The sequence below is a fragment of the Neokomagataea anthophila genome (genome assembly GCF_018122595.1).
GTDB lineage: Bacteria > Pseudomonadota > Alphaproteobacteria > Acetobacterales > Acetobacteraceae > Gluconobacter > Gluconobacter anthophilus.
Map to the genome: position 1 here is coordinate 131,799 of NZ_JAGRQH010000003.1, position 13,937 is coordinate 145,735.

Here is a 13,937-nt window from a genome sequence, read left to right on the forward strand (position 1 = left end):
TGGTATGACAGGATTACAACCGCCACGCGGGACGCATGATCTGATTGGTGAGACGATGCGGCGGCATCGTCATGTGGTACAAACGGCAGCAAAAGTGCTCGGGACTTATGGGTTCGAGGAGTGGAGCACGCCGATTTTTGAGGATACACGCGTTTTTGCGCGGACATTGGGCGAGGCGTCTGATGTTGTATCCAAAGAAATGTACAGCTTTGAAGACCGTGGGGGGGATAGCATCACGCTGCGCCCGGAAAACACGGCGTCAATCTGTCGTGCGCTGGTGACAAATGGTCTGACGCAGTCTTTGCCGCAAAAAGCATGGTATAACGGGCCGATGTTCCGTTATGAGCGGCCGCAGAAAGGGCGTTACCGGCAGTTCCATCAAATCGGTGCGGAACTCATTGGTGCTGATGGCCCGCTGCGCGATGCTGAAGTCATTGCTATGGCGTTTGATGTTTTGAAGGCATTGGGGCTGGCCGATGATGTTGTACTGGAACTGAATACGCTTGGTGATGTTGCCTCGCGTCAGGCTTGGCGTGATGCATTGGTTGCGTATTTCCGACAGCATGTTGATGCATTATCCGATGATAGCCGGACGCGTTTGGATGTGAATCCATTGCGGATTTTGGACAGTAAAGCGGCTCAAGACCGTGCATTACTGGACGACGCTCCACGATTTGCGGATTACTTGAATGAGGAATCTCAGCGTTTTTGGGATGAGTTGCGCGCTCACCTAGACGCGTTTGGTGTACCCTTCACAGAAAACCCGCGTATTGTGCGTGGTCTGGATTACTATTCCCATACCGCTTTTGAATTTGTAACGACCAAGCTTGGTGCACAGGGTACTGTGCTGGCTGGTGGCCGTTATGAAGGGCTTGTGGCGCAAATGGGTGGGCCGGAAACCCCAGCGATTGGTTGGGCTGGCGGCATTGAGCGTTTAGCGCTGCTGTTGGATGATGTGCCTTCCGTTCCCGCAGGTGTTGCCATCGTGCCTATGGGCGATGCCGCTGTGCAAAAAGCAGCATCTTTGGTGCGCGCTTTGCGTCAGGCAGGGCAGAGGGCTGAGATTGAAACACGTGGCAATATGAAAAAGCGTATGGAGCGTGTGGTAAAATCTGGTGCATCTCATGCTGTTGTGCTGGGTGATGACGAAGTTGCGCGGGGTGTTGTGCAATTGCGTGACCTGACGGCGCGTGAGCAGCGCGAAGTTGCTTTTGATGACGTTGTACAGAGCCTGACTGGAGCCTAATTGTGGCTGTTGATGACAGACTCGAGCGGATTGTCGCTCGGTCCGAGGAACTGCAAGCTCTGATGGCCTCGGGAGAGGCAACGGGAGAGGCGTTTACGCGTCTTTCCCGTGAATATGCTGAATTGGAGCCTGTTGTGGCGTCCATTCAAGCGTATCAGGCGGCTGTGGAACAAAAAGAGGGGGCGGAAGCTCTTCTGGATGATCCGGAGATGCGTGAGCTTGCGCGTGCCGAGTTAGACGAATTGCACGAAACTCTACCCGCGTTAGAGCATTCTCTACGTTTAGCGCTTCTTCCGAAAGATGAAGCGGATGAGCGGAGTGCTATTCTGGAAATTCGTCCGGCTGCTGGTGGTGATGAGGCGGGTCTTTTCGCAGCAGAAATGTTCGATGCGTATCGTCGTTTTTCAGAGCGCAATGGCTGGCGCTTTGAGGTGATGGAATACGCGGAGAGTGAGGTTGCGGGCCTGAAAGAAGGGATGGCAACCATCTCTGGGCGTTCTGTTTTTGCGCGTTTGAAGTATGAATCAGGCGTGCATCGTGTGCAGCGTGTGCCGGCGACGGAAAGCCAAGGGCGTATTCATACATCGACCATTACCGTTGCGGTTCTGCCGGAAGCTGAAGAAGTTGATGTGACGATCAATGATGATGATCTGCGCATTGATGTTTACCGTGCATCGGGTGCGGGTGGTCAGCACGTGAACAAGACCGAAAGTGCTGTGCGTATCACGCATATGCCGAGTGGTATTGTCGTGGCGATGCAGGAAGAAAAAAGTCAGCATAAGAACCGTGCAAAAGCGATGAAGATTTTGCGTGCACGGCTCTATGAAGCGCAGCGTGCTGCGGCCCATGCGGAACGTGCACAAGATCGGCGTTCTCAGGTCGGGACGGGAGATCGTTCCGAGCGTATTCGGACGTATAACTTCCCACAGGGCCGGGTGACGGAGCACCGTATTAACTTAACGCTGTACAAGATTGATCGGGTTATGGCGGGTGAGTTTGATGAGGTGATTGACGCCTTAACACGTGAAGAACAGACGGCGCTTTTGGCCGATCAGGGCTATTAAGTTTAGCTGTTGGGCAATGCGCAGACGAGTGCCGGGCCGCGATGATGTGTTGCGGTCATGGCATCGTCGTAATCGACGAGGAAAAAGTCGGTGAAGTGTTGTGTCCCGACGGCTTCAAGAAGGTGGCCTTCCGGGTGGTGTAAAGTCCCGGCACTGCTGACGGTATGTGTTTCGGGGTGGCCGTTATGGAGAATGGTAATTTCTCCGCAGAGTGCGTAGTTCATGCTTGTGCGCCCTAAGGGCATGGTAATCGTCTGTGTTTCGTCTGTGTGTGATAGGTTGAGGCGAAACGTTGCGACGAGTTTTCCTCCTAGATATAGGCGCGATATTTCAGAAATTTCCTCTGGTGCTTTGGTGTCATGAACCTGAAAATTGGGTGCTGTCTGTGCGTTCAGTGGTGATACGATGCCGCCAAGAAGCATTAAGAACGGGAAGAGGGTGGTACGGTGCGTCATGGGCATCATCCTAGCAAGGTTATGAGTACAGTGATTTCAAAAAACACTTTATTGCAAGATGCTTCTCATCGCCTTGAGGGTGCAGGTATCGAAGACGGGCGCTTTGAGGCGCGGCATTTATTATGCTGGGCGCTGGAATGTGATTTAACCGGTTTGTTTATGTGCACGGATGTTCCGCCGGATGTGCACGCGCGTTTTGAGAGTGCGCTTCAGAGGCGGTTGGCGCGTGAGCCTTTGGCTTTTATTACGGGTGAGACGGGATTTTGGACGTTGGATTTGTATACGAGTCCGGCGACTTTAATCCCGCGTGGTGATAGTGAAGCATTAATTGAAGCTCTGTTAGCGCAGTCTTTGCCGCGTGATCGTGCCCTAAAAATATTAGATTTAGGCACTGGTACGGGATGTTTGCTTCTTTCAGCGTTGAGTGAGTTCCCGCATGCGTGGGGCCTAGGGGTGGATTTGGCCCCTGAAGCTGCACATTTGGCGCGGCGGAATGCGGAACGGAACGGTTTGGCGCAGCGTAGTGCTTTTATGGCGGGAGACTGGGTTTCTGCGCTGTCTGGGCAGTTTGATGTGATTTTTAGTAACCCACCTTATATTGAAAGCGATGATATTGCGGCCTTGATGCCAGAAGTTGCGCAATATGAACCGCGCCGCGCTCTTGATGGCGGTCAGGATGGTTTGGATGCTTATCGATGGCTGTGCCGCGTTTTGCCGATGCTCTTGGTTGAGCAGGGGGTAGTGATTTTTGAAATGGGCATTGGGCAGATTGATGCAGTTTCGTCCTTTGCTGCACGGCATGGTCTGCAAGAAATCGCACGTCATAATGATTTAGGGGGCATTGAGCGGGCACTTGTCCTGCAATTTAACGGGAAAAGCGTTGGCGCGTAGAGGGTTTTCTGATAGTGTACGGAAGTACCGAGGGTTTAGGATGCTATTTTTAAAATAGGCTCCATTCCGTCGGCTTCTCCTGTCGCCCGTCATTTGGTTTGACCGGCGGTGAATGGACCGGCCAGTTTTATCTGGCCACAGCAAGACAGACATACGTCTTTTCGGCAACGGCGGCATTGCTTTGTATACAAAGTGGTGACTGCCCACAGGAAAGTGCATCACAGTTCGATGAATATGAAGCGTATGAGAGGCCGGCACCATCGTTCGGGCGGCGGCGGAGCCTCCCGCAACAATGGGAATGCCCAGACCCCCTTAAATCGCAACCATGTGTTCGAGAGCAATGGCCCGGATCTTCGGGTGCGTGGCACGGCACAGCAGCTTTTTGAAAAATATCTTCAGCTTGGTCGTGATGCGACGGGAACGGGTGACCGTATTCTGGCTGAGGCATATTTCCAGCATGCGGAACATTATTTCCGTATTCTGAATGCGATGAATCAAGCCGCGCAGCAGAGCCAGCAAGAGCGCAATGAGCGTCAGCAGCAGCGTCAACGTGCGTATGAAGAGCGCCGTGAGATGTCTATGCGTGACCGTGACATGCGTCATGATGATGAGCAGCCAAGCCAGCAGCATCATGGTGAAGGCGAGCAGCAACATTATGCGCCTCAACAGCAGCATCATTACCAAGAGCAGCGTGCGCAACGAAATGATGGGCATACCTCAGAGCGCGAGATGCAGGCACCTGCTGAGTAATCTGTGTTTGTTTAGCGAATATTGAAAAAACCGGCTGTAACAGGCCGGTTTTTTTATGTTTGGTGGTAGGGTTTTGGTCTTAGGGCGAGCGTTTGAAGTAGACCCGTAAGAGTAGCGCGTAAAACATCAGGGCTATGAGACTGAGCAATCATTGCGAGGCCCTGTTGTGAGGTTTCATGCCAGCTAACGTCATCTGTAAGTAGTGATAAGCATAGTTGGACGAAATCTTCTGTTGTTTTGGCGATGCAGTATTGTGTGAGGTGGGAAGGAAAATTCATACCTTCAGCAGCAATCTCCGTCATAACGCAGGGGATGCCAGCTGCGAGGCTGGAAACAACTTTGCCTTTTGCGCCGGCACCAAAGCGTAACGGCGCTACAGTAAGCCGTAGGGTACTCAATGCAGTATCGAGATCTGGAATATGACCGTGTATTTTGAGGTTGGGTGAGGTGTGTGTGTAGAGGTCGGTTGGTGGATTTTCTCCAATGATGTGAAAAATGAGGTCGGGGTACTGTGTGTGTAAAGTGGGCCAGATATTTGTAAGGAAAAATATAACGGCGTCTGCATTGGGGCGGTGAGAGAAATTGCCAATAAAACCGATGTCTTTTCGGTTGTTGAGTGATGTTGGGGGTGGTTTAGGGCGTGTCAGAGGGATGTAATGGATGCGCGCTTGTGGTGCGAGGTTTTGAGCAATGGTGACTTCGTGCTGTGAGAAAAAGAGAGTGGCATCACAGAGTTGAAGAAGTTGGGTTTCGTGCTTTTTCGTTGCATCTGGGGTGAGGGTTTGTGCGGCTTTGGGGGATGTTAGAACTTCGCGTTCTTCGCGCAGAAAATGCAGATCATGCGGCAGGAAAATAAATTTTGCATGCGCTAAATGGGTTTTGAGTGTTTCAAAGAAAGCACCACCGCAGCAACTGCGGGCAATGATGCAGGCGGAGGCATTACGTAGTTCTGTAAGGCTTTCTTGAATGCCAGAATGTTCTGTCGGCGGGGAAGTGCCGGAGGGCGAAAAGCAGCGTATTCCGCGAGATGTTAAGGGGGTATCTGGGGTGGTATTGCGTTGTTCTGGGGATTGAAAAAAGCGGCCTAAGGCTAAGAAGCTGACCTTAAAACCCAATGAGGTCAGGCTATCGATGATCGCTAATGTTTCGACTGAGCCAGCATCGTGGAGGGGGCGTGGGAAGTCACAGTCGACAAATACAATATGCTGCTGGGATGGGAGTGAAAAGATTTTTTGAAAAAGACGGTGCAGCATGGTGGCCCTATGCGAAGGGTAAATTTAAAGAGCGCCTAAAAAACGTTCAGGCACATGCCACAGTGCCTCTCCGCTAATATGGAGGTCAAGCCGGTACCGTTCATGATGGCGAGACAAGGTGCTGTCGGTTACGGCGTTTAAGTACTGGCGGAGTTGTGGGGCATCGAGGGTGAGTGCGCAGGGTATGATCGGAAGGCCGGCCATGGAGCGCAGCATATTTTCCCAATCCTGGTCTTGTAAGCGTTGATGTTGTCCGGCGTGTTCGGAGCACCAAGCTTGTGTGCGTGTGCGGTGTAAGCGCTCAAGCCCGGCGTGGAGGTCGGCATAGCGTGTGTGGAAAAGGAATAGTGGAGCATTGAATTGTGGGGCTGCTTCTGCATGGCAGTGAAAGCCGGGCGCCCATGTGATGGGAGCGCGGATGAGAACAGGCTTGCACATGGCACTGGAAAAGCGGGCGTGGCGCCGTTGAGGTAAAAGCGGATGGATGTTGTTTAGAGGTTTTTCATGCTCTGGGCGATGAATGAGATCTAAACCAATGGCGGTGACAACGGGGCATGTATTGGTTTGAGCAAACTGTGTCAGCGATGGATGTCGGGCTGGGTCTGCGACTAATAACTCATCCACATCAACGTAAATGACGCTTTCGTACCAAGAGAGAAGGCTGGCACAGAATTGGTTGATGAAGTCCGTACGTTTTTCATCATCTTGGGGAGAGCGTGGGATGCGGATGTGGTTGAAGTTGCTGATATGATCGGTTGAACCATCATCAGAGCCGTGGTCGATAATATAGCAGGCGGAGGGCCCAACATCGTCCCCGTAATGACGGCACCATACCGGAAGGTGGTGCGGTTCATTATAAACCATGGTGACGATGGCAAGTGGTGCTCTCGACATTGCGGTCCATGATTGAATATAATTTGGGGAGAGGAATGGTAGCGGTGGACGGATTTGAACCGCCGACCAAGGGATTATGATTCCCCTGCTCTACCGCTGAGCTACACCGCCATTCCATGAAAGCCAGCTTGTGACCGGCTTCGAGGCGGGTTTCTAAGGGGTTCGAGGATTTATGTCAACGGAGATATTGCAGGAAAATGCATTTTTTTGGTCGTATTTTCCTAATGACTACTGTCTGATAGAAGCGCAGTCTTTCTCTCCCTCTCGTCTCTAGGAGCTTTACGCCCCGTGACGCAGCATTTTGTCAGCGCACTTTTCACTATTCGCTCGTATTTTTTCTGGCTTCCGCCAGCGCTTGTTTCGGTTTTGATGCTGGCGCTGGTGGGGGGATTGGCGTTTTATGCCGGGAATGTGGTGACCTCTGTGTTACTGCGTATTCCTGGGCCGAAAAGTGCCGAGTTGATCCGTAAGATTGTTGGGGCGTTGCGCCGGCCGACCCGTATTATTACGGCGCTTGTCGGTATGATGACGACCTTACCAACGGTTTCGGGATTTTCCGAAAGTAGTGCGGAGAATATTGGTCTCTTTTTCCAGTTTGTTCTGGTGCTCACCCTGGGATATGGCGTGATTATTGCGTTCCGCTTGATGACGGAAGCGTATTTGACGCGTATCTCGTCGCGTGAGCAGACGGACGACATCACCATTAGGACACATCAAACGCAGATTCGGGTTTTACGGCGTTTGATCGAAATTTTGGTAGGTATTGTTACGGTTGCATCGGCTTTGATGCTGTTTCCTTCCGTGAAGCAATATGGCGTGTCTTTGTTCGCGTCTGCAGGGGCCGCGTCTCTTGTTGTTGGTTTGTCAGCGCGTGGATTGCTGACAAACCTGATTGCCGGCGTACAAATTGCCATTACGCAGCCTATCCGTATGGAAGATTTGGTCATCATTAATGGTGACTGGTGTTGGGTGGAAGAAATTAACGCGACTTATGTTGTGCTCCGCGTATGGGACTGGCGCCGTCATATTGTGCCGATTTCTTACTTTTTGGAAAATCAGTTTGAAAACTGGACGCATAATTCAGCGGCTATTATTGGCGTTGTGTTTTTGTGGTTGGATTATGAAGCGCCGATGGACCGCATTCGCACCATGCTGGGAGAGGTGATCAAAACATGTCCCTTATGGGATGGAAAAGTGTTTGATGTGCAGGTCGCGGATTGTAACGAGAAAACGATGTCGATCCGTATTATCGCGAGTGCTCGTAACGCGTTGCAAAGCTGGGATTTGCGGTGTGATATTCGTGAGAAGATTATTGCACGGATTAAAGAAGAATGCCCTGAGGCACTTCCACGTATGCGTTATGCCATGATGCCGCCATCCCCAACAGGAGAAGGCATGATGGATAGTATGATTTCTCCGCCTATCGCACGGCCACCCTCTGGTAGTTATATGGGGCCAACGGGCCAGTCTGCTGGCTCATAAAGCCAGCAGAAACAGGTTGTTTATTGATGCGGGATGTCACGCATGGTGGAGTTGTGGCGTCCGTAGTGACGGTATGTGAGAGCGCCGAGCAGTACATATCCACCTAATAAGCCGAGCGGGACAGGGTTGCCGTGCAGAGTAGCGCGGAGGAGGTCTGCAACGAGCGGGCCGGTCATGATGAGGCTAAAGAGGATGCCGAGGGATGGTACAGTCCCGATCCAAAGGCCTTTAATGGTGATCCCGCCGAGGGGGACGCTGAAAGGGCGTTCGATGTCTGGGCGTGTGTTGCGTTGCCAAATGACGGTGAAGCACACAATGCCGAAGGCGGCTGCGGTTCCTATGGAGACAAGGTCGCTAATGATATCAATCGGCATTGTTGCTGTCATAATAGCGACGATGACACCAAGAATGATGGAGCCGTAGGCTGGGGTGCGATAGCGCGGGCTAACACGGCTAAAGATTTTGGGAATCAGGCCATCACGTCCCATGGTGAGCAGGATGCGTGATTGCGCATAAAGCATACCCATAAGAACGGAACAGAGGCCAACTGTAGCGCCGATATTAATAAAGAAAGAAAGCCATGGTGTGTGCATGGCTCGTACGGCAATGGCCAAGGGGTCTGCCACATCAAGTTGTTGGTATGGAACAACGCCGATCAAGACGAAGGCGACCACAACGTAAATGACGGTACAAATCAGCAGGCTGCCGATAATGCCGATGGGGACGTCTCGCGTTGGGTTTTTTGCTTCGGCAGAGGCTGTGGAGACGGCTTCAAATCCGACATAAGCGAAGAAAATGACGGAAGACGCGCGGAAGATGCCGGGCACACCAAAATGAAACCCGCCTGCATAGGCTGGGAAGAAGGGGTGCAGATTAGCGGGGTTGATCCATCGTATGCCCAGTAGGACAAAAACAAGCAAAACGCCGACTTTGAGTGCGACGATCAGCGTATTGACCCGCGAGGATTCTTCAACGCCGCGTGCGAGTAGGAGGCTGATCAGGATAACCGCGACAAACCCGATGAGGTCCGCCTGCCAGCCAGCCGCGATTAATGTGCCGTCAGAGCCCGGTACTGGTTGCAATGTTGCGTGGCTGAGATAGGCGGGAATATGCAGGCCGGTGAGGTCGAGTAAGGATGTCATATATCCAGACAGACCCGCGGCAACAGCCGTACAGGAAATGCCATATTCTAGTAGTAAGAGCCATCCGACGACCCACGCTGCTTTTTCGCCCATGGTGATATAAGCGTAGGAATATGCTGAGCCGGAGACGGGCAATGTTGAGGCGAGTTCGCCATAGGCCAAAGCGGTAAAGAGGCATGCAAGGGCGGCAATGACGAATGACACCATGACGGATGGGCCAGCAAATTCTGCAGAGGCCGTTCCTATGGTGACGTAGATCCCGGCACCAATGACGGAACCGATTCCGAGCATGACAAGTTGTGTAGCGGTGAGGCTGCGTTTCAGGCCATGCGTGTTGTTTTCACGCATGATCTGCTCGAGGGTTTTGCGTCTGGCTGTGGAAGGAGCCACACCGTTGGATTTTAAGCTGGAATGTATCGGTTCTGACATGATGTGTTCAATGTGCCGAGAAAGGCGCCTCCTGGGAAGGGTTTAAAGAGCGATCAGAATAACAGCGAGAACGCCGAAAGCGATGCAATAAAATCCGAATGGTGTAAGGGACCAGCGGTCATGGTTATGGAACAGGCGTAGCATAGCACGTGAGCAGATCCATGCAGTGATGGCTGCGACGATAGCGCCGATAATGCATTGTTGGATGAGGTCATGGCTCAGTGCGATATGCCGTGATTGCCATGCTTGATGGACAGTGGCTGCAAGAACAACAGGCTGGGCCATAAGGAGAGAGAAGCGCGCAGCAGATCCATGGTTAAGGCCGCGAGATAAGCCGCCAGCCATGGTTGCGCCAGAACGGGAAATGCCGGGGAAAAAGGCAAGGCACTGCGTTAAACCGATGGTGATGGCGTCTTTGACGTTGAGGTCGGCCAGATTGCGTGGTGGTGCGTTTTTCTTTGCTCGGTTGAGCAGGTCTGTTCCAATGAGCAGGAGACCATTGACCACTAGAAAACCAGCAGCAGCGAGTGGGGCGCCAAAAATGGCACGCAGGCGATGCTCAAACCCAGCACCAATGAGGATAGCGGGAATGGTGGCAATGACCAGAAAGACTAAGATTCGAATGGAATCTTCTTGCTGCTGAGCGCCGAGCCGTCCGACGGCACCGCGGAGAAGATGCTTCCAATCCTGCCAGAATACGCTGGCTAATCCCAATAGGGTGCCGAGGTGCAGCATGGTGAGGAAGGGCAGGAAAAACGGAGCGTGTTCATCCAGCGGCCAGTGAAGAATAGCCGGAAGTAAGACGGCATGCCCGAGGCTGCTGATCGGAAAGGGCTCAGTAATACCTTGTATGGCCGCAAGGATAATTGCTTGAAGCAGGGTCATAGAGATTCCTGATGCAGGAAGGCTACCGTTTCTGGCGGCTCTGTGCTTGATAGCAGATGAAGAGCCGCTGTTTGCCTTATGGGGACGAGGCGCGCAACCTTTAGCACGTTTATGAGTGTACGGAACGTTCTTACCGTGATGGTGGTACGTGACGTTCGAGCAAGATTTGGGAGCAACGAGGCCATGGCAGGAAAGACGCAAAAACGCGGGAGTGCGGTTCTGGCAAGTAGCGTTGTCATTGCGGCGGCAGGTGGCTTCTTATTTTATAGTGCTGCGCTGTATCGTGGCCCTGTTGACCATGGCAACGTTTTGCATGCTCATTTTAATTCAGCCAATGGGCTGCATGTCGGTGCAGATGTTGATCTGGCTGGGGTTGCGGTGGGACGTGTTCAGGCGATTCGATTGGACCCTGTGAGCCAAATGGCAGATGTGACGTTTACGGTGGATGCGGCGTTGTCTTTGCCTCGGGATACGGCAGCGGGTATTGGTGCTCCGTCTATGACGTCAGATAATGCATTACAGTTGAAGCCCGGTCATGGTGCGAAAACATTGGAAGCAGGCGGGCTTATTCAGGATACGCAGGACCAACTTTCGTTAGAGCAGCAAGTCAGTAATTATATTTTTGGCGGCGGTGGTCTTGGTCAATAATGACCGTCTGATGCTGTTAATCATTGATGGGATAAGAGGCTAAAAGGCGGCGTTGGCGTAGCCATGCGCGTAGCATGGCAAAGGGGCTGGATGGCTTCCATCCACGTTTGCGGTTATGTGCGCCGATGCGAAATGCTGCACCATAATGTGCAATTTGGGCGGCATAAGCTTCGCGTAGGCTGGTCGTTGGGTCCCATATATGGATCGCTTCTGCGCCTAAGCCATTGATTTCAATAATGCGGAGGTTTTCGCCTCTTTTTAGTGCCTCAATAGAGGGCACTTTGGCGTCAATACGGCCGAAATGGAAATCAGGCACATCTTGCAGCAAGGTGTCGAGTGCATTGGTTAGTTCTGGGGTGATGTCTTTGTGGCCATTATGGAACACAGAGCCTTTGCAATGATTGCCTGCGAAAACGAGCGTGAAGTGTTCGTCTTTTTCTAAAATTCTATTTGCATTTTTGCCTAATCGCTTGAGGTAGATGTGCGCGGTATCGTTGAGCGCCGTATTTTTGTGCAGTAATTCAGCGATGCTAGAGTGTCCGTCTCCTGTTAGTGCGGGAGAGGTTTTGTAAGTGAGCGATGAGATGTGCCCTTTAGGGGCATCAGGCGGGCGAATATAGAACACGCCAACTTCAATAGGGTCTGCAATTAATTCTTGGACCATAAGGTCAATATGATCGGGGTAAAGGGGCAGAATTGTCCGTAGTTCGTCAGCAGATGAGGCACATTTCACCCCTGTGCCATTACAGCCAATATCTGGCTTGATCACGACAGGAAATGACAGACCTAGTTTGGCGATGAGTTGTGTTGCGTGGCGATATGCGTGCGGGCCAGACGGAAAGACGGCGTAAGGCGCAATGGCACGAGAGGCATGTGGGCCAGCCATGTTAAGAATGGCCGATTTACTTTCACCGCAGAGGCCGCCAGTTTCGATGCGTGGGTTGGCCGCGGTTGCAATGCCGAGGTGACGGTAGCGCAGCCCCATGAGGATCCAGTAAAAGACAATAGGTGTATAGAGGACGACATTGGTAGAGAGACCGATGCGCGATAACATTTTTTGTGTTGTAGGGCGTTTCAAAATAGACATTTTTTAAGGCTCGGTTCTTTGTAATCGGGCAATGAGGCGGCCCATGAAGGCAATGGTGAGAACAAGCCCAATTAACCCAACCCATCGCCATTGGGACTGGAAGCTGAGCAGCCATGTCCCGATGGAGCGTGACGCTTCGAACAAAAGCGTTGTCCAAACCATGGTTGCGCCGATCACGGTGATGGCAAAGGGGATGAATGGGGCACCGAAGTAGCCACAGGCGGTATAAAGCGGCAGGCGTGCTCCGGGTATAAAGCGAGAAAGGGCGACGGCCCGGATAGTATTGCGGGCGAACCAGCTTTGTGTGTGGGGAGAAAGGCGTAAAAAGCGCCGTAACCATGGCCAGCGCGCACCTGCGGCGCCAAGGCCGTAAAGCCCTAAATCACCGACGGATACGCCGATCCAGAGGGCGATAAGGGCAAGATGTGTATTTACGGCGCCTAGCCGCGTTGCGAGGGCTGTCATGACGGTTGCGGCATCTTCCAGCACAAAGGTTGCGCCGATAATGGACGCCGCTTTTACCCATTGAGATTGGGTTGCTAGGAGCGTGACAAAATCGCTCATTTGTTAGGTTGGTATGAAGGAAGGGAAGGTCATGCGGCTCCGGTGTCGCATGGTCCGGCTCTGACCGCAAATGTCCTTTTTAAGATGCAGCTTTAAGAAGGCTGGTACGATATAGTTGAGGTTGCTAGCATTACTTTGTCATCCCGCCCTGCTGGAGTTATGATTTTCGTGCTGAAGAGACGTTCTGTGATTATGTCTGGTGCTGCGGCATTGGGGGCTGTTGGGTTGGTCCGCTCAGCGCAGGGAGCGGATTATGGGGCTTTTTTGTCTGGGGTCCGGGCAGAAGCGCTAGCGATGGGATTATCGCCCTCGATTGTGAGCCGTGCTTTGGCGCAGACGCAGCAACCGAATCCTAAAGTCTTAAAGCTCGACCATCATCAGCCTGAGTTTACCCTGACATGGGCGCAGTATCGTGACCGTGTTTTGCCTGTAACGCGCTTTGACAAAGGGCGTGATTTATACGGGCAGGTTGGTGAAACTCTGTCTCCCATTAGTGCTCGGTTTGGGTGTGATGATCGGGTTGTAATGGGGATATGGGGCATCGAATCGGGGTTCGGCGCACATACGGGGACATTCTCGGTGATTGATGCGTTGGCAACGCTGGCGTTTGATGGGCGGCGGTCAGCTTTCTTCCGTGGAGAGTTGCTCAAAGCCCTACAGATTTTGAATGCGGGTGATATTGCGCCGGAAGCAATGCTTGGTGGGTATGCGGGCGCTATGGGGCAGGCGCAGTTCATGCCAAGTGCGTATTTGCGTTATGCGGCCGATGGTGATGGAGACGGGCGACGTAATATATGGACGTCTGAGCCAGATGTTTTTGCATCAATTGCTAATTATATGGGGCGCTGTGGCTGGGTGCCGGATGAGCCATGGGGGCAAGAAGTTACCCTAGTGGAAACGATTCCGGCAGCGGATATGGGGCGACAAAATACGCGTAGCCTAGGAGAGTGGATGATGCGGGGGGTACGCCGCAAAGATGGTGACCCATTCTCGCGTGTGGATGTGCGAGGCGCGTTGCTACAGCCTGATGGTCTAGGGACGCAGGCTTTTATGGTTTACCATAATTTCAACGTGATCCGCCGGTATAATCCCTCTGATTTTTATGCGTTAGCTGTTGGTTTGTTAGGGTCTGGCATTGCGTCTTAAA

The 13,937-nt window shown here is 52.4% G+C and carries 14 protein-coding genes and 1 tRNA gene; 7 read left to right on the forward strand and 8 right to left on the reverse strand.

What is annotated here, in order from left to right:
* The first annotated feature begins 4 nt into the window (after window positions 1–4).
* Together hisS and prfA are read left to right on the forward strand one after the other, a co-directional pair.
* Window positions 5–1,246, forward strand: coding sequence for a histidine--tRNA ligase (gene hisS / locus KB213_RS05860; RefSeq protein WP_211681207.1), 1,242 nt, complete (start codon window positions 5–7; stop codon window positions 1,244–1,246).
* Window positions 1,247–1,248: 2 nt separating this feature from the next.
* Window positions 1,249–2,310 carry a peptide chain release factor 1 gene (gene prfA, locus KB213_RS05865; protein WP_068170824.1) on the forward strand — a complete coding sequence of 354 codons (1,062 nt, stop codon included), beginning with the start codon at window positions 1,249–1,251 and terminating at the stop codon, window positions 2,308–2,310.
* A gap of 2 nt (window positions 2,311–2,312) precedes the next feature.
* On the opposite strand, the gene KB213_RS05870 is transcribed toward prfA, so the two are convergent.
* On the reverse strand, window positions 2,313–2,765 hold the full coding sequence (locus KB213_RS05870; protein ID WP_249110296.1) for a hypothetical protein: 453 nt from the start codon (window positions 2,763–2,765) through the stop codon (window positions 2,313–2,315).
* Between the two features lie 30 nt (window positions 2,766–2,795).
* Between KB213_RS05870 and prmC the strand changes: the two genes are divergently transcribed.
* Together prmC and KB213_RS05880 are read left to right on the forward strand one after the other, a co-directional pair.
* Entirely contained in the window at window positions 2,796–3,656 is an 861-nt protein-coding gene (prmC, locus tag KB213_RS05875; protein WP_346266676.1) for a peptide chain release factor N(5)-glutamine methyltransferase, read from the forward strand.
* A gap of 228 nt (window positions 3,657–3,884) precedes the next feature.
* On the forward strand, window positions 3,885–4,406 hold the full coding sequence (locus tag KB213_RS05880; RefSeq protein ID WP_249110298.1) for a DUF4167 domain-containing protein: 522 nt from the start codon (window positions 3,885–3,887) through the stop codon (window positions 4,404–4,406).
* 53 nt (window positions 4,407–4,459) lie between these two features.
* Here the strand turns inward: KB213_RS05880 and KB213_RS05885 are convergent, their stop codons facing one another.
* From KB213_RS05885 to KB213_RS05895, 3 genes are all read right to left on the reverse strand, one after another.
* On the reverse strand, window positions 4,460–5,659 hold the full coding sequence (locus KB213_RS05885; RefSeq protein WP_211681211.1) for a glycosyltransferase: 1,200 nt from the start codon (window positions 5,657–5,659) through the stop codon (window positions 4,460–4,462).
* Between the two features lie 24 nt (window positions 5,660–5,683).
* A complete protein-coding gene (locus KB213_RS05890) occupies window positions 5,684–6,553 on the reverse strand; it encodes a glycosyltransferase family 2 protein (protein WP_211681213.1) in 870 nt (289 codons plus the stop codon).
* A gap of 36 nt (window positions 6,554–6,589) precedes the next feature.
* A tRNA-Met gene (locus tag KB213_RS05895) sits at window positions 6,590–6,664 on the reverse strand.
* Between the two features lie 177 nt (window positions 6,665–6,841).
* On the opposite strand from KB213_RS05895, the gene KB213_RS05900 reads away from it, so the two are divergent.
* A complete protein-coding gene (locus tag KB213_RS05900; protein WP_211681215.1) occupies window positions 6,842–8,035 on the forward strand; it encodes a mechanosensitive ion channel family protein in 1,194 nt (397 codons plus the stop codon).
* A 20-nt stretch (window positions 8,036–8,055) separates the two neighbouring features.
* On the opposite strand, the gene KB213_RS05905 is transcribed toward KB213_RS05900, so the two are convergent.
* Together KB213_RS05905 and KB213_RS05910 are read right to left on the reverse strand one after the other, a co-directional pair.
* Complete coding sequence (locus KB213_RS05905; RefSeq protein WP_211681217.1) at window positions 8,056–9,525, reverse strand: APC family permease; 1,470 nt, start codon at window positions 9,523–9,525, stop codon at window positions 8,056–8,058.
* Between the two features lie 123 nt (window positions 9,526–9,648).
* Window positions 9,649–10,491: an undecaprenyl-diphosphate phosphatase gene (locus tag KB213_RS05910; RefSeq protein WP_211681219.1), complete on the reverse strand. Its 843-nt coding sequence runs from the start codon at window positions 10,489–10,491 to the stop codon at window positions 9,649–9,651.
* Between the two features lie 183 nt (window positions 10,492–10,674).
* Here KB213_RS05910 and KB213_RS05915 point away from each other — a divergent pair, with 183 nt between their 5' ends.
* The gene (locus KB213_RS05915; RefSeq protein ID WP_211681221.1) at window positions 10,675–11,139 is read left to right on the forward strand and encodes an MlaD family protein; all 465 of its coding nucleotides are present in this window, start codon (window positions 10,675–10,677) and stop codon (window positions 11,137–11,139) included.
* Between the two features lie 16 nt (window positions 11,140–11,155).
* Here the strand turns inward: KB213_RS05915 and KB213_RS05920 are convergent, their stop codons facing one another.
* Window positions 11,156–12,226, reverse strand: coding sequence for an ATP-grasp domain-containing protein (locus KB213_RS05920; protein ID WP_249110300.1), 1,071 nt, complete (start codon window positions 12,224–12,226; stop codon window positions 11,156–11,158).
* Between the two features lie 3 nt (window positions 12,227–12,229).
* Window positions 12,230–12,790 (reverse strand): DedA family protein, encoded by a 561-nt coding sequence (locus KB213_RS05925; RefSeq protein WP_211681223.1) that lies wholly within the window; start codon window positions 12,788–12,790, stop codon window positions 12,230–12,232.
* A gap of 168 nt (window positions 12,791–12,958) precedes the next feature.
* Here KB213_RS05925 and KB213_RS05930 point away from each other — a divergent pair, with 168 nt between their 5' ends.
* Window positions 12,959–13,936, forward strand: a complete 978-nt coding sequence (locus KB213_RS05930) for a lytic murein transglycosylase (RefSeq protein WP_346266677.1) — start codon at window positions 12,959–12,961, stop codon at window positions 13,934–13,936.
* Window position 13,937: the final 1 nt, after the last annotated feature.